The organism is uncultured Dialister sp. (assembly GCF_900538805.1).
Lineage (GTDB): Bacteria > Bacillota > Negativicutes > Veillonellales > Dialisteraceae > Dialister.
In genome coordinates this window covers 13,181-35,371 of record NZ_UPZP01000008.1, presented here as the reverse complement: position 1 = coordinate 35,371, position 22,191 = coordinate 13,181, and the positions used below count along the sequence as shown (strand labels likewise).

The window sequence follows — 22,191 nt, the reverse complement described above, 5'->3', positions numbered from 1 at the left end:
AAAGAGCTGCATGGTCCGGCTTCGGAAAACTTATGTTGTAATTCGTATTATAGCACTATGGTAAAGAAGGGTAAATAGGGAAATAGTGGGCTGGTGGGACAGTGGGAAAGTGGGAAAGTAGAAAAGGTTGACGCCCGCTCCGCGGGCGAAGGGGCTTTGCCCTTCGGGCAAAGGGTTATGTTCGCTGTGCTCAGGGGGCGACAGCCGCCTTTGGCGGCTGAGGGTGGTTGTATCGCCATTGGACACGCCCTCCGGGCGTGAGGGTTCAGAGGGTTCATAAGGTTCAGAGGGTGTGGTATCGCCGCTTCGCGGCGATGAGATTTATTGCCGCCTATCGGCGGCAGCGCTGCCATAGGCAGCGAAAACCGTAAAACCAGGCTGCGCCCGTTGGAAATGCACCCCTATCCCCGCCTGCGGCGGTACTTCTCCACGGGAAAGCGTCTCACGTGATTTTCAGGTCGCTTTGCTCCCTTACAAATCACGTTCGCTTGCCACCCCGGAGGGGGAAGTTTTAGCGGCGCTATGCCTTGAGATACTTATGAGTCCAGAAGCTGAGTGGAGAGCAAATCTCCCCCTCCGGGGGAGACGCCGCCGATAGGCGGCAGAAGGGGTGCATTTCAAGCGCCCGACAGGGCGGTTGGCTTGTTTTCCTCCGGGCGAAGCCCGGTTGTATGGTTTTCTCTCCGCTGCTGCCATAAACTCACATTGCCGCCATTGCCCAGCACCCATAGTGCCCCCTGAATAGGGGGTGGCAAAGGAACTGGATTCGTAGGGAGCCGATAGGCGACCGAGAATCCAGTGACACGCTTCCCAGCGGGCAAGGTGGTGGCGTCAGCCACCAAAGGGGGTGCTGCCGACAGGCAGCATTTATACTCATCGCCGTCAGGCGATACCACAACCCTCACAGCCGTAGGCTGTGTCAAACCTTAGAACCCTCGGGGCGAAAGCCCCGTCAATCTTGAAAACCCTTTTATCCGTGGTGGCGCCAGCCACCAAAGGGGGTGCTGCCGATAGGCAGCATTTATATAGGCGCCGAAGGCGCCTTCCTTCATTTTCCATCACACCAGCGAAAAGCGGACAGTTCCCCCGCCATAGGATATAATAAAGAAAATCTATTTCCACAAGGAGCACGAAATGATACAGGAAACAGCCTATGCAAAAATCAACCTCACCCTGTCCGTCGGAAGGAAGCGAGCGGACGGATACCATGACATTGACTCCGTCATGCACTCCATCTCCCTCCATGACACCATTACCTTGGAAAAGGCGGACACCGTCAGCCTTGCCGTGGTGAAAGGCAGCGCCCCGGCAGGGCGGGACAACCTCATGGTGAAGGCAGCGGAACTTTTCCTTCAGGAAAAACATATTTCCAGCGGCGTCTCCATGACCCTTGCCAAAGAAATCCCCTCGGAAGCAGGCATGGGCGGCGGCTCCTCCGACGCCGCCGCCGTCCTTCGGGGACTGTCTGCGCTCTATGAAACAGGAGATACCCCGGAATCCCTTGCAGCCATGGGCGCCTCCCTGGGCGCCGACGTGCCCTTCTGCGTCATCGGCGGCGCCGCCCGCTGCACGGGCATCGGCGACAAACTCACCGCCCTTCCCCCATGGGAAGCCATTCCCCTCCTCATCGTCCGCCCCCAGGCCTCCGTATCCACCGCCAAAGCCTACGCCGCCATAGACGCCCTCCCCCGCCGCCGGAAAGACAGCACCGAAGACTGCGTGAAAGCACTGGAAACCAAAGACCGCCGCCGCCTCCTTTCCTCCCTTGCAAACGACTTCGAAGACGCCCTCTTCCCGCTGAACCCCATCCTCAAAGAAACAGCCGCCGCACTCCGTTCTCTCTCCCGCCCCGTCCTCATGACCGGCTCCGGCTCCGCCTTCTTCCTGGTGCTGGAAAACAGGGAAGAAGCCGCCCCCCTTCGAAGCAGACTCAAAAAAGCCCACCCCCTCTGGTTCGTGGAAGAAGCAGAGACAGTGGGAAAATAAAACTTTCCGACGAAAAAAGAACCCCCATTTTATAAACATGCGGCATGCCGCACTTTTGTAAAATGGGGGCTCTTAATAATGAAGGAATTTATACCGCCAGCCCCTCAAAGGGACGGGCCTATATACATCACTTTTATTTTCCTGCCATCATACATTTCACTTTAGATACAGAACTTTACCATCCATCATTCCAATCCATGCTGCCCGCGAAGGAATCGACGTCTTTGACGTAGTATCTACCTTTTCTATCCTTGCCTCCTATGAGTGCATCTGCTGCACTTACAGTATAAGAAGCGTTTGGCCCCTGTAAATCCTCCACCGGCTTGCCGATGGTTGGGGCCACCGCTTCTTTTTTGTTTACAGAAATTTCAATCCACGCTTCCCGCGGGGAAGCGACTGCTGTCCATGCCGCCGTTTTGTAAAAACTCCATAGCGCTTCAGCCGGATAAGGTGGTTTTACCACTATCAAGAATCACAACACTCTCAAACGTCTCTATCTCGCATGTAGTCTATTAGTGCGTTTTACCACTATCAAGAATCACAACACTCTCAAACGCGAAACGCTGCTTATGCACGTTGGCAGAAGTTTTACCACTATCAAGAATCACAACACTCTCAAACGTCCATTTAGATCTACCTCCATTTGACTTAGTTTTACCACTATCAAGAATCACAACACTCTCAAACACGTAAAAGGGTATAACATCTATCTTAATGGTTTTACCACTATCAAGAATCACAACACTCTCAAACGGACAATGCAGGAAAACCATATTTCCGCCCGTTTTACCACTATCAAGAATCACAACACTCTCAAACAGAGATCATTGGTATTTTAGAATTATGAATGTTTTACCACTATCAAGAATCACAACACTCTCAAACTTGACCCGCGGTGTGGCAGGTGCCTTCGGTGTTTTACCACTATCAAGAATCACAACACTCTCAAACTCATCGCGAAGCAGGCCGTGAAGCTTCAGTGTTTTACCACTATCAAGAATCACAACACTCTCAAACATAGACCGGGGACTTGTGAACTACATGATTGTTTTACCACTATCAAGAATCACAACACTCTCAAACGGCACCACCAGCTTCAGCCGGTCTGTAGCGGTTTTACCACTATCAAGAATCACAACACTCTCAAACCTTCTGGATGGTGTTTCCCACGTTCACGAAGTTTTACCACTATCAAGAATCACAACACTCTCAAACCTCAAATTGCATTTTCATGCATCGGTTCTCTGCAAGTGTATCCGCTTACACCGGGCGGCGCAACTCTTGACGGTGTATCATTATTCAAAAATTTGGCATAAATCCTTATCAATAATGAAGAGATCCTCTGTCTCTATTGTATCATGGCAGGGGCCTTCTATGAGAACAAAGTTGAGATTTTCTTCTTTGGCATTTTCATAGAAGAGGTTTCTTTCTTCTGAAGGCAGCAGATTCCGAAAGCCATAGAAGGCAAAACCCGTTTCACCGCAAAGGATATCCCAGGACTTCATGAAGGTGAGCATTCTTTCTGCCAGACTTTCACCCTGTTCTTCCAGATGGACATGAAGGGCTTTGAAGAAGGCTTCCATGTCCACATCCAGGTCGTAAGCCACGGGCAGGGGAATTTCCGTAGTAATTTCTTCCAGCCAGTTTTGGACTGCACCGCAAAGTTCTTCTGATTTCCGATAATATGTTTCATCCTGTGCCTTTCCGATGAGGCAGGCCAGGAGTTTCGTAGTCAGTTTGCGGGCATTCAGGTCCATATCCCAGGGGCTGGGCACAAAAAGGAACTGTTTTTTCATATCCAGGATTCTGCCACCATGACTGAGCACGAAATTCCCTATTCCCGTCCGGCTTTCTTCCTCCAATTCCTTCAGCGTATGGTATAGGCACTGAGGATTTTCTATGGAAATGAGCGGTACCTTTGTGCCATCCAGAATCACCGGTTTTTCCCAATCCGGATGTACTAGTTTCATAGAATCACCAGCTTTTCATTGGTATCAATGATTTCTTTCTGCACCTTGCCTATAATGAGCTCCATACCGGCATATTGTTTTTCTGTAATCACCAGCACCTGTATCAGCCCTGCCTTCGGGCTGACAGAGCGGATATAAGAAATCACCGCCCTGGCCGCCGGAGGGTTCTGCACGATTTTGGTATACACCGACTCCTGCATCATTACGAAGCCTTTTCGAATCAGCTGTTTTCGGAAGGCCGTATAGGCCCGTCTTTCTTCTGCTGTTTCTACAGGCAGGTCAAACAGCACCATGACTCTCATAAATCTACCCTTCATCGGGCAGCCGATAAAAGGCAATGCCTGCCGGGTCTTTTTCTTCCATGGCCCGGAATACACTGCGGCTGTAAATACCGATGGCCTGCGTGACGGTAGTAAGCCGGTCCTGTATGACGACCTTCCGGTTCAATAGATTGACCAGATTCTTTTTATTTTCCGGTGTGAGCTGATCTTCCAATTTCATAGATAGCACCATCCTGTCTACCAGGGGCCGAAAGGGCTCCATCAAATCACTGCCCAGATTGTATGGATTGAATATATTGTCATGAAACAGGCCCAGCTGGGTCATATATCCTGATGCCGCTGCTTCTCTATTGCAGGCGGAAAGGATGATGGCATATCCATAATTAAGGGCTCCATTCACCGTAGACGGTTCGCGGCGGGAAAATTCCCTGCCCCAGAGGGCATTGAAGTACACCTTGGCCGCATGGCCTTCCCGATTGGTACTGTCTCCGTCCTCCACATCATCCCTGTAGGCCTGCAGCATGGCTGCTTCTTTTTCATGGTCATACTCCTCAAGCACCTGGGCCTGGTTCCTGATTTTTTCTTTGATGATGGATTGCCATATCCGGGCCTTTGTTCCTTCTTCCCAATGAATCTGGGATCGAATCTGACGGCTGGAGTCATGGCTGCCGCAGTAGGGCAGCACTTCTCCTGCCGGATTCCGCTTTTCATCGCAAAAGATAATCTTGATTTTCCGCTTCAGGCATTCGCTTACCCATACGCCCGTAAAAGCGGCCGCCGGAGTGGCTATCAGAATAGTGCCGATTTCATCCATAAAAATCCGGTGTACCTCTTTTTCGCGGATAACCATGTACCCCATGCTGTATTCCACCTTGGCCCGGTTGGCCAGGACCACTGTGCGCCAGCTCATTTTTCACCATAAGGCGCCAGTAAGATGCGCTTTTCAAAGAATCCGGCGACGGACTGTTCTATCAGGTAGACATGGTCCTTTGGATAAATCTGCGTATTCATAGTTAAGGCACCTGCATTTTTAGCTCCACCAATTAACTGTAAGTCAGCATTTACAACATTACACTGGCATAAGTGCAGGATCTCGCCAATCAGTTTGCATTTCTGTTCCAGGGTGAGTGCGTTGAATGCTTTTTCCCCCTTTTTCAGTACAGCTGCCTGCTTACTCAGTTTGACTTTATACACCTGATTCGTCAGCTTATCTTCAAATATATGATATAACCGATTTACGTCGTCTTCTTGTATATTGTCAAAGGGATTAATAGAAAGCGCCGTACCTTTTTTGGATAAGTTTGCTCTCTCATTAAATTTAAGAATTCTTTTTAAAACGGCCGCATCATCATCATTCATACAAAGCTGTTCTGCATTTCTTAACAAAAATGTCCTGCCATTTTTTCCGGAAAGGTGCGCTTTAAATCCATTAATTTCAAGGAGAGATTGTATCGATATATGCCTAAGGCAGACAGTTGGATTTCTCATCTTTTTCCCATTCTTTTCCCACTGCTCCTGTATATAAACTTCCTGATCTTTATTTGTCTGCATCTTCGCTTTTAAAATTAATGGAATTGTTTCCAGTGTATACACAGTATCTTCATCCAATTTTGACTTAGTTAACACAAAGTAAGCCGCAGACGCCTTATTATATCCGCCGTATTTCTCTATATCCGACACCGGCGAATCTCCCTTAAGGGGCACCTGTCCTTTTCCTTTTTTCATGATGGTCTGGTCAAAGAGTCCACCTTTACCCTCAAGGGGCATCCTTGTAAAGAGGATATTGTTCTTTCTCATCCATTTCCGTACAGTCCCCATGGTACCTTCATGACCGGCCATGATATGTCCTTCATCGTCCTTTTCAGGTGGAATCCATGCATCCACACCGCTGCGGCTGACCTTATGACCATACAGAGCTTCTGTGTTCAAGCTGTACACCGGATGATTTCCTTTCAGGAAATGGAGGGGATTGGCGGTGAACCGGGTATCGAAAACATTTCCTACCACAATATTCAGATAGGCATCTTTGGCGTGGTGGTAGTCGTTCATGTCGCGCACCTTGATGAAGCCGCCATACTGCCGGAAGCGGGACGCATTGCCCGCCTTGGTATAGACAATCCGGGCCTCCGGGTAGGCTTTGCTCAAAAGTTCTGCACAGGCCTTCGTGCTCTGCCTGGTTTCCACCAGCTGCCGACCGATGAAGGCCGCCTTTTCCGTATCCGTCAGCGGTGTGGTTCTGGAGAGGCGGTTATATTTCTCTTTGGAAATCAATTCTTTTTCAAGAAGCATCCGCCAGAAGGGTCTCATTTCCTTCTGGATATCCTGGATATGAATCTGCCCGCCGATATGGCATCCGTCCAGGGCGCTTCCCAGAGGATAGGTATCTCCTTTCTTCGCATTCACCGTTTTTTCCACCAGTACCCGGTTGTCCAGGCTGTCATCGCCGCTCAGGGACTGGGGATAAATATGGTCTATGTCATATACATTCCGGTCAAAGAGCTGATTCATGTCGATGGGTTTCCCTGTGTACATGGAGCGGCCCATCTGGGTATAGTAAAGATAGAGCCGGTCGCTTCGGAAATCTTCTTCCGGCTTTTCTGCCAGTTCTTTTGCCCAGTCTCTGGAATCATCCCTGCACTTCTTATAAAGCTCCTGGAGGCGTGCTTTTCTGGAAATCGTCCTTTTGCCTTTCTCTCCATTTTCCCTGGCCATTTCGATAAAGATTTTCGAAGGCTCTTTTCCCAGAATCTTTACGATTTCCCGGACGATTTTCAGTGCCTGCCAGAGCGGCCTTTTCACTGCCGGAGAGATATACATATCCTCTACATCCTGGTAACTGATGGTCCCATTGCCTTCTTTTTCCCGATTTCTCTCTTCAATGGCCTTTGCATAACCGAAACGGCTGCTTAAAAGTTCCATCAGGTTATAGGAGGTCTGTTCCATGGCGGAAATGATATTCAACACCTCTCCAGACCCTTTATCCACCAGGACTTCACCAGTAGATTTTTCCGTCGGCAGAAGGTTGACCAGTAATTCTTTGGACAGCCTTCCCCATCCCTGATAGGAAAGATGTATTAACCGGGTCAGCTGCTCCGGAGTCAGATAGGGAAATTCACGGTGAAGGCGGGACTTAAGCATTTTCCTGTCTCCTCCGAATATGGTGATATCCTTAATCATCTGCTCCCCGTCTTCCCGACTGAAATCATTACCCAAAATATTTGTCAGGTCAATCAGGGAAGAAAGGCTGCTCTTGAAGTCCCCGTCCAGTCCGGAAATGGATTCTGCTTCTTTTTTATCTATGCCTTCTGTCACAAGATAGTTAATAAATTTTCTTCTGCTCACATGCTTGTGTTTCTTGAAAAGATTTTCCAATACCTTTTCTTTCAGTTCCGGAGACAGTTTCTGCGCATTTTCCCCGATTCTTACATTATTCAATTCATTAAGGACTGTGAACTCAGAATAGAGCAGGGAGTTTTTCGGCAGCACATCTTCACCGATGAGATAGGTACATTTATTGGTCAGATTACGGATGAAACCTTCCGCCGATTTTTCCACATCGATTCTTTCACTGAAATTCCAGGGATATACTTTTCCCTTCTTATCCTTTTTCACTGCCCAACAGCTGTTCGCATGCTCATTTACCGGCCCCACATAATAAGGAATGCGGAAAGTAAAGAGACTGATAATCTTGTCAGACACTGTGCCATAGGCATCCTTAATTTTTAAGAACGGAAGGTACTTCTCCGCATTGGCAAGAATTTTCTTCAATTCCTGTAAATGCAGCTGGTAGGGGATAACACCGTTTTCCTTAGTCACGGACTTGGGAAGGAACGTTCCCTGCTCCAGTTCCCGGCTGATATATTCCGTATCTTTGCTGTCCGGCAGATCCTTCAGGCAGGATTTCAGCGTTTTGGCGAAATCCTCATAGCTGCATTTATCAATGGCCGCCTTTTTCCCTTTGACTTTACATACTCCCACATAGGCACTGTAATTTTTATTGGACTTGCTGCCGGGCTCTTTAAAAATTTTGGCGTAGACAGCCGGATTCTGCTTGAGCACCCGTTTTAATACTTCTAAATCTTCTTTATGCTTATTATAAATGGCTTTTTTGGCTTCTGAAATATACCGGTAATTTCCCATAAGCTCCGCCAGAAGTGACCAATTATAAAGCCCGTGGAGAGCTGCAATGAGATCATAGCGGTCTCCCAGTTCTGCCATAATGTCCGGCTCGTTTTCTTCAAACTGGGCACTGGAAAAACTTACTTTATTTTTCTCAAAACCCTTCAGCCCTTCTTCGCCCAATATATCACTGAGCAGCGCAGTACCGCCCGCAGCCAAAGTCATCATGGCTTTGAAGTCTTTTTCTTTCTCTTTTCCCAGCGCCTGCAGCAGGGCTTTCGCCTTTTCTTTCACTCCCAGTTTTTTATTTCTGAAAATATCTTTTACCGTATCAGTCCCGCGTACATCCAGGGAAATCCCTCGAATCCGGTACAGCGCATTCCCGAAGGCAGCAAAACTTTCATCAAATCCGGAAGCTCCATTTTCATCGATCCGGAAATTGTCAAACAAGAAATGACCCCGATGTTTCAGAATATGATGGACAGCCAGATAAACCAGCCGCACATCAAAGGGCCTGTCCTTTGTCATCAAATCATACCGAAGATGATAGATGGTCGGATATTCCTTGTAATATGCCTTATCATCAAAATCAACATCATTGAAAAGGCTGTTTTTCTGATGGACCTTCTTGTCTTCCTCATACAGGCCGCTTTCATTCAGCCTTTCATAAAATCCCGGATACTTTTTACAGATTTCCTGGGCAAACAATTCCTGCAGCAAATCAATGCGGCGGGACCTTCGTTCGATTCTCCTGCGGGAAATTCTATGCATTCTTCTCTCTGCTGCCGTCTGTGCCTCTTCAAAAAGGCGGATACCCCAGAGAGCCTTTCCATTTTTCTTGATGATTTCATAATTTTCATCCGTTGCCGCCCATCCTACGGAAGTTGTTCCCATATCCAAACCAACAAAATAATTTTTTTATTCTTTCATCATTGACACCCTCCCTGAATTGGAGTATCCTGTAAGTATCAGGATAACTTACCACTATCCGATCACAACACAAGTTCAAATAAAAATTCATTCAAATCGTCACTTCGGTGACCCCACAGTGTGTGGATAAAAGAACTCCTTCGGGGGTTCTTTTTATTTACCCGGATATACGCACAACAAAAGGCTCCATTATCTCATATCCCAAAAGACATGAAATAACAGAGCCTGAAAAAGCCTCTTCTGCCGCCTTCCCTGCTGTCCTGTCCATCATCATAATCATCCCTTCTCCAATAATATAAAAAGGATTTCCTATGAACTCATTTTATCATTAAACTCATTATATCATGAGTGACCGGTCTACGCCTTCTACCTAAAGCATGTTACCTTCTACTTCTATTATACTCAGAGGCATGACACACTCTGTCGCTCCGCAAAAAAATCCTGAATTTTTATCAAAAATTAATCTTACGGATAAAAGGAATTCCTATAATCCTCATCTGCAGAAGAAATCGGCAGCCTGATCTATCTCCTTTCCATATACAGAGGAGTCCCCTGAACGCACAAAAAACTTCCTGAATCTCCTGTGGCAGTGACCTGCTTTTAGAGTTTCAGGAAGTTTCTGCTCCTCACGGTTTCCCGCAAGGGTGGCAATCGGAATCGCCATTGGGATTGCCATTTGCTACATCATTTCAATCCACGCTTCCCGTGAGGGAAGCGACAAGACGCAGACAGCCTGCGCTTCTATAACCTGGATTTCAATCCACGCTTCCCGTGAGGGAAGCGACTTTTCCCATGCGCTTCATGTAAGCTAAGGAAACGCATGCCGAATGACCGTCACATAGCAGCCGGTCATTTTCTTTATTATACTATTTTTTACAGCAGCCTGCTTTCTTTTTCTGTACATATCAAATCAAAAGTCCCCTGAAAGCACAAAAACTTCCTGAAATCCCCCAAGTCGCAGGCCGGTGCACAGGGAGGCCCGGTTTTGAGGTTTTCAGGAAGTTTTTTGTTTCGTTTTCATTTTTCAGCCGGCTGATAAGAAGCGGACATTCCATGCCCGGCCATCCCGCCTTCCATGGATGCGCGCCGGCGGGACATAGTGACCGGGGATGGCTCCCCTCGCTTCTCTGTCCATATAGTCCAAAGGGACCTGTGGCTATCTCACTGTCCCTCTTTCCATAGGCCCGCCGCCTTCATCTGGAGGCGCACTTTGTCTTCGGGGATGGTGAAATCGGTGCCGAAGAGTTCGTGGGTCAGGTAGTCCGGTTCTATGGAGTCCACGATTTCCCGGGCTGCGCCGGTGGTGAAGGGGCGGTGCTGGTCGATGGAGGTAATGTGGCGGCTGATGACATCCGGTGTTACCTGATTGGGAACCCTTCCGGAGAGACTTTTCCGGTAGGCGCCGGAGAGGGAGCAGCTGAGGTGGATGCCTTTGATGAGGGACTTCAGGGAGCTCAGCCGGTTCACCACGCTCAGCACATAGCGTGCGCCGTCTTCTTCGGTCACAAGGTCCGGATTCGTATTCATCAGGTGCCCCGTGTCCAGCATGATACCGGTGTTTTCCCCCGGAAGGAGACGGAAGAAATAATCCACTTCCTCAGGCTTCAGGGTATAAAGTCCGGGCCAGAAGATACTTTCAAAGAGCACGGTCACCGAATGGGGCACTTCCTTCGCCACGGCGCCATACACCTCTGCCGCCGCTTTCAGCACGTCCCGGTCGGTGTAGCGGAAGCGGCGGGTCCAGATTTCATCCAGAGAGCAGTGAGCCACGTGCCACACCAGGTACTCCGGCTTTTCCGCAAGAGCGGCGCGGATGTTGAGGCGGATTTTCTCTATCCAGTCCTCCACGGTGGTACCGCCGAAGGTGTCCAGGAGGGACTTTTTTGTGGGGAAATCTTTTTCATAGAAATCCTTCCGCCCCAGATAGAAGTCCATCCAGTCCGGCCAGTAGGCCAGATGACAGCCTACGGTGATTTTCCCCGCCGGACGGGGAGCAGGACTGGTGCCGTATATGAGGTTTTCAATGCCGTCCAGATGAAGGCGGCGCACCGCATTTTCTATTTCTTCTTCCCTGTCATGGGGCATCATGTAATGGCTGACTGACTGTTTCACGCTGTGCCTCCTTTTTATTTCTTTTATTACTATATCACTTGTCATTCACAAAGTGCAGGATGGTCCATGTAAAAAGACCGGGGCCGCACCGGTGTCAATGGAGGCGTGAGATTTCTCCACTCCCCTTCGCTGCGGTCGAAATGACGGGAGGGGCGGCACTTACGCTTCCATCTATCTTCTATCTTCTATCGTCTATCTTCTCCCTCTACCTTCTATCACCTATGATGTATAATATAGTTAAATTAAGAATATTTGAAAGAGGTGATTCGGATATGGATAAAATTCATATTAACCTTGGTAAGGATTCCTACGACATTCTCATCGACACGGGACTGGTGCGGAAGGCGGGGCCTGCCGTCCGGGACCTGACGGGGGCGGAGAAGGCGGCCATCATTACGGAGGACGGCATTGACAAGCTCTACGGCATGAGTCTGGTGAAGTCTCTGGAAGATGCCGGGGTCCGCACGCAGATGATTGTGGTTCCGTCCAGCGAGAAGTCCCGCACCCTGAATATCGTGCGCAGGGTGTACGGTGCCCTGGTGGATTTCGGTCTGGGCTCCAGCGATACTTTAATCGCCCTGGGCGGACGGGTGGTAGGCGATGTCACCGGCTTTACGGCAGCTACGTACCACCGGGGGATTTCTTATGTCCAGTTCCCCACCTCCGTGCTGTCCCAGATTGGGAGTTCCATCGGCGGCAAGGTGACCCTGGATCTGGACATGCCTGCCGGAAAGAATGTGGTCGGCACCTTCTACCAGCCTAAGGCGGTATTCATCGACCCGGGCATGGCAAAGACCCTGCCCCGCCGTTATTTCCACAACGGCCTGGGTGAAGCGGTGAAGCTGGGCTGTGTGGCGGATAAAGGGCTGTTTGAGCTCTTTGAGCAGGTGTCGTCGGACATGGATATTTACCGGGTGCTTCCGGAAATCATCCGCCGCTGCTGCACCATTAAGGCCCATTATGTGGAAATCGACCCGTTCTCCAAGGGAGAGCGGCGCATCCTGGACTTCGGCCATACCATCGGCGGCGCCATCGAACGGTGCCTTAGATATAATGATGCGGAAATCACCCACGGTGAGGCCACGGCCATCGGCATGTACCTCATTACCCGCCGTTCGGAGCTGGAGGGCCTTACAAAACGGGGCACCACGTCCCGGCTGGAGTACGTGCTGAAGTCCCTGTCCCTGCCCACCAGCACCACCGTGCCCTACGATATTCTCTATGAGGCAGTGAAACACGACAAGAAAATCAAAGGCGATGTCATCCAGATTACCCTTATCAAGGAAATCGGGGAGGGCTTCCTCTATACCCTTCCGGTAAGGGAAATCGGACAGTTCCTGAAGGGATGAGAAAGGGGGGCTTCGCCCCGGGTTCAGAGGGTTCAAAAGGTTCAGAGGGTTCAGAGGGGAAGGTGTCCAGCCCCTGCGGGGCTGGAGGTTATGGCCGCCTGCGGCGGCGGGTTGTGTAGAAGGGGGGGGGCGACGGCCCTTTGGGCCGAGGATGGTGGTATCGCTATTGGACACGCCTACGGCGTGAGGGTTCAGAAGGTTCAAAAGGTTCAAAGGGTTCAAAGGGTGTGGTGGCGGCTGGCGCCGCAAATATAAAAGCCGATTCCGACTTAATACCTTTGGATTTATCAGCAAGAAATGTATTACGGTGATTAGCGGCCTTTGGCCGCTCTCCCCCTTTGGTGCCTGACGGCACCACCTTTCTCCTAAAGGGAAGCATGTCACTGGATTCTCAGGTCGCTGTGCTCCCCTACGAATCCAGTTCCTTTGCCACCCCTGACGGGGGCACTATGGATGCTTAACATTTTGCCACATGACTTTGCAGGAAAGCGTAGAGCAAATCCCCCTGGGAAACGTCGCCGCAAGCAGCAGAAGAAAAGTGCATTTCCATCGCGCCGCAGGCGATACCTCAACCATCCGACCGTAAGGGCCTTTAAACTTAAGGGCCTTCTCTGCCACCAACAGCACAAAATAAAAAAACCGGCACATTTCGTGTCGGTTTTTCTTATGTCCTTATTTCAAAACGGAGGGCAGCCAGGTGGCGATGCCGGGGAAGAAGCAGAGGACAACGATTTCCAGTATCATGATGACCGCAAAGGGAGCGGCGCCGGAGATGATGTCCTGGATGGAGCTGTCTTCGCTGATGCCCTTGATGACGAAGAGGTTCATGCCCACCGGCGGTGTGATGAGGGCCAGTTCCATATTGATGAGGAGCACTACGTTGAACCAGATGGGGTCAAAGCCCAGGGCTTTGATGACCGGGTAGAGCATAGGCAGGGTGATAAGGATGATGGAAACGGTTTCCAGCACACAGCCCAGAATGAGGAGGACAATGTTGATGCCGATGAGGACGATCCATTTGTTGAAATGGCCTTCGGTGACCAGGGACATGAGGGCCTGCGGTACCTGGAGGACGGTGAGGATGTAGCCGAAGAGCATGGCGCCTACCATGATGGCAAAAATCATGCAGGATGTCTTGATGGTAGAGCGGAGGATGGAGGGCATATCCTCCATGGTAATGCTTCTGTAAATGAAGAAGGTAATGATGAGGGCATACACCGTGCCAACCGCTGCCGCTTCGGTGGGTGTAAAGACGCCGGTGTAGATGCCGCCGATGATGATAACCGGCAGGAGGAGGCCCCACACGTTTTCCCGAAGGGATTTCATCTTGGCTTCATGGGAGGCCCTTTCTTCCCGTGGTTTGTTCCAGGAGGCAAAGACGATGTAGGCAACGAAGGCCAGGGTAAGGAGGACGCCGGGCATGACGCCGGACATGAAGAGCTTGCCCACGGACTCATCGGTAATGGTGCCGTAGAGAATCATGGGGATGGACGGCGGGATGAGGATGCCCAGGGTGCCGCCGGCCGCTACGGACCCTACCACCAGTTTCCTGTCATAACCGCGTTTCAGCATTTCCGGAATGGCCATGGCGCCGATGGTGACGGCGGTGGCTACGGAGGAGCCGGAAATGGCGGCGAAAATGGCGCAGGCAAAAATGGTGGCAATGCCCAGGCCGCCGGGGAGGTGGCCCATCCATTTGCTGCCCAAATCGAAGAGGCCGCTTCCCACCCGTCCGGTGAGCATGATCTGGCTCATGAGGATGTAGAGGGGCACCGATGTCAGTACATAGGAGTCCAGTGTCTTAAAGGCAATGACCGGCACCTGGGACAGGGTGGACATATCCACGAACTGGATGATGCCCAGAATCCCCGCCAGGGACAGGGTGAAGGCCACGGGCATGCCGATGATAAGGAGGACGATGATAAACAGTGCAAAACCTGCCAGAACCATTTATTTTTCCTCCTTTCCATCTTGAAAGAAATCGCCTAACAGGTGGTTGATGATTTCCAGAAACAGCAGTACGAACCCGATGACCATGAAAGTCTGGGGAATCCACATGGGCACCCGGAGCAGGGAGGGTGACACCACGCCCATGGCCTCGGTCATGAGCATGTAGTTGGTGGATTCGGTCATGCATACGTACATGACGAAAAGGGAAAGGATAGATGTGATAATATCCAGTCCCCGCTGCACGGTTCTGGGGAAACGGCTGTAAAGGAAATCTACGGTAATGTGCCCGTTCTTCCGCATGGTGTAGGCCATGCCAAAGAAACCGGCCAGCACCAGAAGGTAGGTGGAAATTTCCATGACCCACACCGTGGGATGATGGAAAACACTGCGGGCAATGATTTCATAGCAGATCATGAAGGCTGTCAGTAAAATGGCAAGCCCTGCAATGGCTGCGGCAAGATTGGTGATATAACCTAAGATGCGGTCATATATATGGTAAATGGAACGCACGGGACAGCCCTCCTTTATGGGAATAGTTGAAATAGTGGGATAGTGAAATAGTGAGACAGTGGGCGCGAAAGGTTCTTAGGTTTGACCGGCCCTATGGGCCGGAGGGTTCTTAAGTTTGACGGGCCTTTGGCCCGAGGGTTATGGTATCGCCGCTTCACGGCGATGAGTTTTATATGCCGCCTGCCGGCGGCAGTCGTTACGGGATTAACCTTTCCGCCGGACACTGTCATTCTGAGCCGCAGGCGAAGAATCTTGGTACGCGGAGCAGTTGAACCAAATGCTATTAAATACCAGTCGGCGGGAAGGCTGCCGTTTGGCAGCCAGGTCAGCATTGCGTATCATTTTGACTTGCCACGTCGTACACCCTTTGCCACTTCGTGGCATTCCCCTCAAGGGGACACAAGACGTTACGGGATTGGCTTCCTGCCCTCACAGTCATTCTGAACGAAGTGAAGAATCTTGGTACGCGGTGCACATGAGGCAATCGGCAGTAAACGCCGGTCAGCGGGAAGCAGCCGCCTTCGGCGGCCTAATTTCGGACCTATCCTCAGGGATCCGCCCAGCTCCATTCCGGTCGGGCAATCAAAAGGAAAGCCCTTTTATGGGCAGGTTAAGGGCCAACTTTGCCCGACTTGGCAATCCTATGCAGGATTGCCACCTGTGGAAGGAGCCTACGTTACGGGATTGGCTTCCTGCCCCTCCGGTCATTCTGGGCGAAGCGAAGAATCTTGGTACGCGGCGTATTTGCGGCAATCGGCATTAAATACCGGTCGGCGGGAAGCAGCCGCCTTCGGCGGCTCCCCCCTATCCCGCTTCGCGGGACTTCTCCACGGGAAAGCGTCTCACGTGATTTTCAGGTCGCTATCGCTCCCCTACAAATCACGTTCGCTTGCCACCCCCGTCCGGGTGGCAGAATAAACTGCCCTACTCTTACCTGTATATTCATATGGCACTATGGGCTCGCCGCCGCAGGCGGCATACATACTCATCGCCCCGCAGGGCGATACCTTCACCCTTTGAACCTTTTGAACCCTCTGCACCTTCTGAACCCTTTTCTCTAACGGGAATACAGCCACCTGCCGCTATTGACCCAGCAGCACATCAGTCCTTCGCAGCTGCGCTGGCTTTGAGGCAGTCATCCACCAGCTGCTTGCCGAAGTCGCCCTGTTCCTGTTCGAACTTGGCTACTACCGGTGCGGTGGCTTCCTGCCAGAGGTGGATTTCATCCTTTGGAATCACGTATACATCCATGCCCTTGGCAGAGAGTTCCTTCAGGCACCGTTCGTCTTCTGCCTTGGTTTCCTTGCGGATTTCATCCTGGATTTCCTTGGCGGTGTCGGTGATGATCTTCTGCTGTTCCGGTGTCAGTTTCTTCCAGGAGTTGTCGTTCATGGATACCAGGAATTCTACGTAGGAGTTGTTGGTGACGGTGAGGTACTTGGCCACTTCGTAGATTTTGCGGGACAGGATGGCGGTCTGACCGGAGGACTGGCCGTCGATGGTGCCGTTCTTGATGGCCATGTACACTTCAGAGGAGCTCATGGTTGTCGGCGATGCGCCCAGGGCCTGGATAATGTCGGCGGAGGTTTCGGAGTAGGAACGGATCTTCATGCCCTGGAAATCCTCCGGTTTTTCGATTTTCTTCACGTTGTTGCAGAACTGTACGTAGCCGTAGTCTGCCCAAATCAGGGGATGAACCCCTTTCTTTTCCATTTCCTGGTTCAGTGCCTTGCCCAGGTCGCCGTCCAGTGCGTTATCTACGGCGGAGTAGGAGGTGAGGACGAAGGGCATGTCCAGTACCTTCAGCGCCGGCACCACCATGGACCAGCGGGCGGTGGAGTTCATGCCGATGTCCAGGCCGCCGCTCATGAGGGCGTCGTTCATGTTCTGGTCGTTATAGAGCTGCCCTGCCGGATAGACTTTGATGTCGATCTGGCCCTTGGACCGTTCATTGACCTCTTTGGCAAATTTTTCTACACTCTTGGACAGATGATGTTCCGCCGGGAGCTGGTAAGCCAGTTTCAATTCCACTTTCTGCCCATTGCCGGAAGCGGCCGGTTTCTTATCGCCGCCGGACATACCGCAGCCTGTCATCATGCCTGCAATGGCAAGGGCTGCTAAACCTGCTAAAACTACTTTATGACTTCTCTTAAACATACCCATCATGAAATCCTCCTTTGAATGAACTCATCTGTTTTCTTTTCTTTGAAATCAAGCTGTACCATCTTCCATACTGCAAAAAACGCCCTGATTGATAAAAATCAACCAGGGCGTAACACCTACGCGGTACCACCTCGCACTATACTCATGCGGCTTTGTAACGCTGCCAAACGCCATATCTTACTCAGTTCAGATACAGGACTTGCGGACGACTCTGTGAGGACCTCCTGCTGCCTTCCACCTTCCGGCAGCTCTCTGTAAGAAAGCCGGTTCACTCGCTTCCGTTCCTTGTCTTTCATGCACAGGTGTGCTGTGAAGCTTTATTCCAATTGAAGTTGGAAATAGTATACATGCACTTTTCCCCTTTGTAAAGGGGAAAATGAAAAAATTTTTCCTTTCCATAGAAGAAATGGAAATGGCCGGAGCCAATCAGTGATTCAATTTCTCCAGATCCATCATGGCCTTGTACACCATGTCGAAGGTAATGTCATAGGGCTTCACCCGCATATCCTTGGTGTGGAGACAGTTCTTCACCAGTTCGTCCGGATGCTTGGGGTCGATGCCAATATCTGCCAGGCAGTGGGGCAGGTCGATGGACTTGGCAAAGTTGTAAATCTTATCCCTTTCCTCCAGCTGCCCGTCCATGGTGAGCATCACCTGGAGGCCGTAATTCACCACGGCACCGTGAAGATGATTTCCCTTATGGGGCGTCCTGGTGTGGCTGTTGTAAATGGCATGGGCCAGGGAGGAATCCAGGTCGTCCTCAATGCACACGGAAGCCATGCCCGGCGCCACGATGATAGAAAGAATGGCCGGTTCAAGGGCGTCATTCACTTCCTGCCGGTCCACCGCCGCCAGCGCCTCTTTACCGTATTTCAAAATCCCCGGCGCCACATTCTGTGCATTCCGCACCCCCGTCTGCTGCACCCAGGTGAGCTCCATGCCCCGGGCAGAAAAGGGCACCTCATACTGCTTGGCCAGGGCGTCCCCCAGGCCGGCCCAGAAATATTCGCGGGGCGAATGGGCGATAATGTCGGTGTTGATAAAGGTATGGTAGGCGTTCCGGTCCCTGTAAATGGATCCCCGGAAACTGTGGTCCGGGTTGTACATAATGCACACCGCCGTCACGGAAGCGCAGTTGGATGCCAGCGTGGGGAACGTAAAGAGAGGTTTCTTCAAAAGATGGGACGCCCACTTGGACGTATCCACCGCCCTTCCTCCGCCGACTGCAAAAATCATATCGGCCTTTGCAATTTCCGGAATCTTCGTCAGCGCCTCCGCATTCTCAAAGGTGGCGTCATCTCCATACAGGAAGGACCCGGTGATTTCGATGGTGCCTTCGCAGGCCTTCCGAATCAGCGGCTCCGCTGCGGCCCTGGACTTATTACCTCCTACAATCACCGCCGTCTTCCCGTACTCCCGGCAGATGCCGGGAATGGCGTCATAGGCGTCAGTGCCGATGGTGAAATGGGGGAAAAATGTACTTTTCATAGCAAACTCCTTTGGTAACTGTCTGCTCTGCAGATCTTCTCATGATATGCTGTTATTATACTCTTCTTTGGGAGAAATGTCAGAGGGCCGCGGAGCGCTTTTGGACACGCCTTCGGCGTGAGGGTTCAGAGGGTTCAAAGGGTTCAAAAGGTTCAGAGGGTGGTGGTATCGCCCTTCGGGCGATGAGTTTTGTATGCCGCCAGAGGCGGCATTTATATTGGCACCGAAAGGCGCCGTACCTCGCCAGCGCAGCGATACTACATAACTCCCTCTGAACCGGCCCGCTCTGCGGGCGGAACCCGAGCCGCCAAGGGCGTGAGCCCAATGGTGGCTTGAACCCGGGCGCCAAAGGCGCCTGAACCCTCTTGCTTTCGGGAATGCAGCCCCCGCCATCTACCAGCTCGCCAACCGTCACATTAACATATTTAAATTTTTAGTTGTATTTTCTCTTCATTTATCGTATAATAACTGACGTAACATTTCTTATAGAGGAAAACACCACTGTGTGTACTCCCGTTTTATACAGAAGAAGGGATTTCCTTCTTCCCTATGATGAAAGGATATGATGGCATGGCAGGTTTATTTTTTGACGATTATGACACCCCCGTTTTCCGTCCGCCCAGTGAAGCGGACAGTTTCATCCTCCGGGTCACCAGAGGATGCGCCCACAACAGCTGCACCTACTGCAACATGTACCGGGGCGTGAAATTTGAAAAGCTTTCTGATGAGCAGATTATGCGGCAGATTGCCATCGCCTACTCCGTGGACCGGGACGGCGTGCGCCGCGTATTTTTAGCCGACGGCGACGCCCTGGTGCTCCCCACCGAAAGGCTCCTCAAGATTCTGAACACCCTGAAGAAATATTTCCCCAACCTGGAGCGCGTTTCCTCCTACGCAGCGCCGGGAGACATCCTCCGGAAGTCCCTGGACGAACTGAAGGAGCTCCGTGAAGCGGGCCTCCAGCTCCTCTACTACGGCATGGAAAGCGGCGACTCCCAGACCCTGAAGGACATCCGCAAAGGCGTGAACGGTGAGCAGTCCATCGAAGTGGGCAAGCGGGTCCGCGCAGCGGGCATGGACCTGTCCATCATGATTATCCTTGGCATTGCCGGCGTACCGGGCAGTGAAAGACACGCCCTGGCCACCGCCCATGCCATCAATGAAATCAAACCGACCCACCTCTCCGCCCTCTCCCTCATGCTCTATCGGGGCAGCGAACTGAAGGACCAGTTCGAACGGGGCGAATTCACGCCCCTTCCGCCCTATGGCCTCATGGAAGAACTGAAGGTCATTGTGGAACACCTGGACCTTCCGGAAACGGAGCACATGATTTTTAGGAGCAACCACGTATCCAACTACATCCGTCTGGCGGCCACCCTCCCCAGGGATAAGGAAAAACTCCTGGCTGACATTGACGAAAGCATCCGCTACCTGAAATCCAAGAAAAACTACGACGTGTACAACCACGACTGGACGAAATAAAAAAATCCCCGGAACCTCTGCGGTTCCGGGGATTTTTCCTATTTGGGCCGCCTGGCGCGGCCCGGGTTCAAAGGGTTCAGAAGGTTCAGAGGGTTCAGAGGGTGGTGGTATCGCCCTTCGGGCGATGAGTATGTTGCCGCCTTTCGGCGGCAGCGCTGCCTTTGGCAGCGAAAACCGTACAACCGCGCCTTCGGCGCGTGGAAATGCACCCCTTTTGGTGCTAACGCACCACCTTCCCCCCGAAGGGGGGACTTTACTCGCCGCTCAGCTTTTGGTCTCATAAAGTATCTCAAAGCATAGCGCCGCTAAAACTTCCCCCTTCGGGGAAAGTACCGCCGCAGGCGGGGATAGGGGTGCATTTCCCACGGGCGCAGCCCGGTTGTTTGGTTTTCGCTACCGCAGGCAGCATTCATAACTCCCTCTGAACCAGCCCGCTCTGTGGGCGGAATCCATGGTTCGGCGCAAAGCGCACGAACCATAGAACCCGGGCGCCGTAAGGCACCTGAACCCTTTTGCTTTCGGGAATACCATTCAGCGGCAGGTGGATAGCAGACAGCGGACACAGCCTCTCCCTTCCCCTCCCAAATGCGGTATCATAGAGACAGATATTTCAGGAGAAAGGAGAAACTTCCATGAAAAAGAAAATTCTATGCACCGCTGCCCTGGCAGCCATGATTTCCGCCTGCGCCATTCCCGCCCCCACTGCAGAGGCCTTCAGCATCGGCGACATTATCGGCATCGCCCAGGGAGCAGCCCAGTACGCCCTGCTGGACAAAGAGTTCAACTATTACAATAACACCGAAGAAGGGCGGCAGGAGCTTTTCAAATCCTACCAGGAAAAACTGGGCGTGGTGCACGACGAGGCAAAGGAGGCAGAGCTCTCCTCCATCATGAGCCGCCTCACTGCCAGCATCGGCGCCGAGGATCCCTCCATTTATGACAAGCCCTACCTGTACTTCATCTGCGCCGACGAATCCTTCAACGCCTTCTGCTCCATGGGCCATGTGATGGTGGTAAACGACGGCCTCTTCAAGTACCTCACCAACACCGATGAATTGGCAGTGGTGCTGGGCCATGAAATGGGACATGGCCAGAAGGACCATGTGGTAAACGCCATGCACGAGAAGGCAAAAACAGAACTGGGTGCCGCCGTCATTTCCGGCGCCCTGGGCGGCAGCGCCCTGAGCCAGGAAGTGCTGGGCATTGCGGTGAACCAGATAGAAACAGTACAGATTACCAGGGGCAACGAAAAGGAAGCGGACAAACTCTCCTTCGACTACATCTACCGCGCCGGCTACAACCCCGGTGCTGCCGCCGCCGTGTGGCAGCGGGTCATCGAAAAGGGCGGCGACAACGACCCCACCTTCGCCCAGGAAGTCTTCTCCCCCTCCGACCACCCCTCCAACAGCGAACGGAGAGACACCTATGAAAAACAGCTCACCGAACTCTCCAAAAAGCACGTCACATTGAAGAGCAATACAAACACCGTGGAAGTGAACGGTAAAGAATTCGTCACCCCCGCCCCGGCAGGCGATATGAGCGCCGCCGAAAGGAAATACTTCGTCATGGGCAACCTGGCCGCCGCCTATGACCACGGAGAAAATAAAAATCCCGCCGAAGCCAGAAACGGCACCGTCTACCTGGGCAGCCAGGCCATCATCACCCCCGCCGACGGCGACCCCTCCGCTGAGGCCCTGGCGGAACGGCTGAATCAGATAAAGTAAGGCCGCTTCGCGGCCCGGGTTCAAAGGGTTCAGAAGGTTCAAAGGGTTCAAAGGGGAAGGTGGCCAGCCCCTGCGGGGCTGGAGGTTATGGCCGCCTGCGGCGGCAGGTTGTGTAGAAAGGGGCGAT

At 51.8% G+C, this 22,191-nt stretch carries 14 protein-coding genes and 1 CRISPR repeat array; of the genes, 4 read left to right on the top strand and 10 right to left on the bottom strand.

What is annotated here, in order from left to right; translation table 11 throughout:
• Window positions 1-1,134: 1,134 nt before the first annotated feature.
• Complete coding sequence (locus QZQ29_RS01795; RefSeq protein WP_296958876.1) at window positions 1,135-1,986, top strand: 4-(cytidine 5'-diphospho)-2-C-methyl-D-erythritol kinase; 852 nt, start codon at window positions 1,135-1,137, stop codon at window positions 1,984-1,986.
• A gap of 453 nt (window positions 1,987-2,439) precedes the next feature.
• Window positions 2,440-3,201: a CRISPR direct-repeat array (repeat unit 36 nt; unit sequence GTTTTACCACTATCAAGAATCACAACACTCTCAAAC).
• A gap of 80 nt (window positions 3,202-3,281) precedes the next feature.
• Here the strand turns inward: QZQ29_RS01795 and csn2 are convergent.
• From csn2 to QZQ29_RS01760, 6 genes are all read right to left on the bottom strand, one after another.
• Window positions 3,282-3,956 carry a type II-A CRISPR-associated protein Csn2 gene (gene csn2 / locus QZQ29_RS01790; protein WP_296958874.1) on the bottom strand — a complete coding sequence of 225 codons (675 nt, stop codon included), beginning with the start codon at window positions 3,954-3,956 and terminating at the stop codon, window positions 3,282-3,284.
• Entirely contained in the window at window positions 3,953-4,258 is a 306-nt protein-coding gene (cas2, locus tag QZQ29_RS01785) for a CRISPR-associated endonuclease Cas2 (protein ID WP_296958872.1), read from the bottom strand. The genes csn2 and cas2 overlap by 4 nt, the downstream gene beginning before the upstream one ends.
• Window positions 4,259-4,262: 4 nt before the next feature.
• Window positions 4,263-5,147, bottom strand: coding sequence for a type II CRISPR-associated endonuclease Cas1 (cas1, locus tag QZQ29_RS01780; RefSeq protein WP_296958870.1), 885 nt, complete (start codon window positions 5,145-5,147; stop codon window positions 4,263-4,265).
• Entirely contained in the window at window positions 5,144-9,256 is a 4,113-nt protein-coding gene (gene cas9 / locus QZQ29_RS01770) for a type II CRISPR RNA-guided endonuclease Cas9 (protein ID WP_366663861.1), read from the bottom strand. Before cas9 ends, cas1 begins: the two co-directional genes overlap by 4 nt.
• 523 nt (window positions 9,257-9,779) lie before the next feature.
• Window positions 9,780-9,962 (bottom strand): hypothetical protein, encoded by a 183-nt coding sequence (locus QZQ29_RS01765; RefSeq protein ID WP_296958868.1) that lies wholly within the window; start codon window positions 9,960-9,962, stop codon window positions 9,780-9,782.
• 485 nt (window positions 9,963-10,447) lie between these two features.
• Entirely contained in the window at window positions 10,448-11,398 is a 951-nt protein-coding gene (locus tag QZQ29_RS01760) for a hypothetical protein (protein ID WP_296958866.1), read from the bottom strand.
• Window positions 11,399-11,670: 272 nt separating this feature from the next.
• On the opposite strand from QZQ29_RS01760, the gene QZQ29_RS01755 reads away from it, so the two are divergent.
• Window positions 11,671-12,747 carry a 3-dehydroquinate synthase family protein gene (locus QZQ29_RS01755; protein WP_296958863.1) on the top strand — a complete coding sequence of 359 codons (1,077 nt, stop codon included), beginning with the start codon at window positions 11,671-11,673 and terminating at the stop codon, window positions 12,745-12,747.
• A 672-nt stretch (window positions 12,748-13,419) separates the two neighbouring features.
• On the opposite strand, the gene QZQ29_RS01750 is transcribed toward QZQ29_RS01755, so the two are convergent.
• From QZQ29_RS01750 to QZQ29_RS01735, 4 genes are all read right to left on the bottom strand, one after another.
• Window positions 13,420-14,697, bottom strand: coding sequence for a TRAP transporter large permease (locus QZQ29_RS01750; RefSeq protein ID WP_296958861.1), 1,278 nt, complete (start codon window positions 14,695-14,697; stop codon window positions 13,420-13,422).
• Window positions 14,698-15,207 (bottom strand): TRAP transporter small permease, encoded by a 510-nt coding sequence (locus QZQ29_RS01745; RefSeq protein ID WP_296958859.1) that lies wholly within the window; start codon window positions 15,205-15,207, stop codon window positions 14,698-14,700.
• A gap of 1,101 nt (window positions 15,208-16,308) precedes the next feature.
• Window positions 16,309-17,373 carry a DctP family TRAP transporter solute-binding subunit gene (locus tag QZQ29_RS01740; protein ID WP_296958858.1) on the bottom strand — a complete coding sequence of 355 codons (1,065 nt, stop codon included), beginning with the start codon at window positions 17,371-17,373 and terminating at the stop codon, window positions 16,309-16,311.
• Window positions 17,374-17,796: 423 nt separating this feature from the next.
• Complete coding sequence (locus QZQ29_RS01735; RefSeq protein WP_296958855.1) at window positions 17,797-18,858, bottom strand: iron-containing alcohol dehydrogenase family protein; 1,062 nt, start codon at window positions 18,856-18,858, stop codon at window positions 17,797-17,799.
• 570 nt (window positions 18,859-19,428) lie between these two features.
• Here QZQ29_RS01735 and QZQ29_RS01730 point away from each other — a divergent pair.
• On the top strand, window positions 19,429-20,340 hold the full coding sequence (locus QZQ29_RS01730) for a radical SAM protein (protein WP_296958853.1): 912 nt from the start codon (window positions 19,429-19,431) through the stop codon (window positions 20,338-20,340).
• A gap of 632 nt (window positions 20,341-20,972) precedes the next feature.
• Entirely contained in the window at window positions 20,973-22,064 is a 1,092-nt protein-coding gene (locus tag QZQ29_RS01725; RefSeq protein ID WP_296958852.1) for a M48 family metallopeptidase, read from the top strand.
• The last annotated feature ends 127 nt before the right edge of the window (window positions 22,065-22,191 follow it).

Bases quoted from the DNA above. Each gene is read 5' to 3' on its own strand.
- QZQ29_RS01740 (WP_296958858.1), bottom strand. From the start codon at position 17,373: ATGATGGGTATGTTTAAGAGAAGTCATAAAGTAGTTTTAGCAGGTTTA.
- QZQ29_RS01730 (WP_296958853.1), top strand. From the start codon at position 19,429: ATGGCAGGTTTATTTTTTGACGATTATGACACCCCCGTTTTCCGTCCG.
- QZQ29_RS01795 (WP_296958876.1), top strand. From the start codon at position 1,135: ATGATACAGGAAACAGCCTATGCAAAAATCAACCTCACCCTGTCCGTC.
- QZQ29_RS01735 (WP_296958855.1), bottom strand. From the start codon at position 18,858: ATGAAAAGTACATTTTTCCCCCATTTCACCATCGGCACTGACGCCTAT.
- QZQ29_RS01755 (WP_296958863.1), top strand. From the start codon at position 11,671: ATGGATAAAATTCATATTAACCTTGGTAAGGATTCCTACGACATTCTC.
- cas2 (WP_296958872.1), bottom strand. From the start codon at position 4,258: ATGAGAGTCATGGTGCTGTTTGACCTGCCTGTAGAAACAGCAGAAGAA.
- QZQ29_RS01765 (WP_296958868.1), bottom strand. From the start codon at position 9,962: ATGGCAATCCCAATGGCGATTCCGATTGCCACCCTTGCGGGAAACCGT.
- QZQ29_RS01750 (WP_296958861.1), bottom strand. From the start codon at position 14,697: ATGGTTCTGGCAGGTTTTGCACTGTTTATCATCGTCCTCCTTATCATC.
- csn2 (WP_296958874.1), bottom strand. From the start codon at position 3,956: ATGAAACTAGTACATCCGGATTGGGAAAAACCGGTGATTCTGGATGGC.
- cas1 (WP_296958870.1), bottom strand. From the start codon at position 5,147: ATGAGCTGGCGCACAGTGGTCCTGGCCAACCGGGCCAAGGTGGAATAC.
- QZQ29_RS01725 (WP_296958852.1), top strand. From the start codon at position 20,973: ATGAAAAAGAAAATTCTATGCACCGCTGCCCTGGCAGCCATGATTTCC.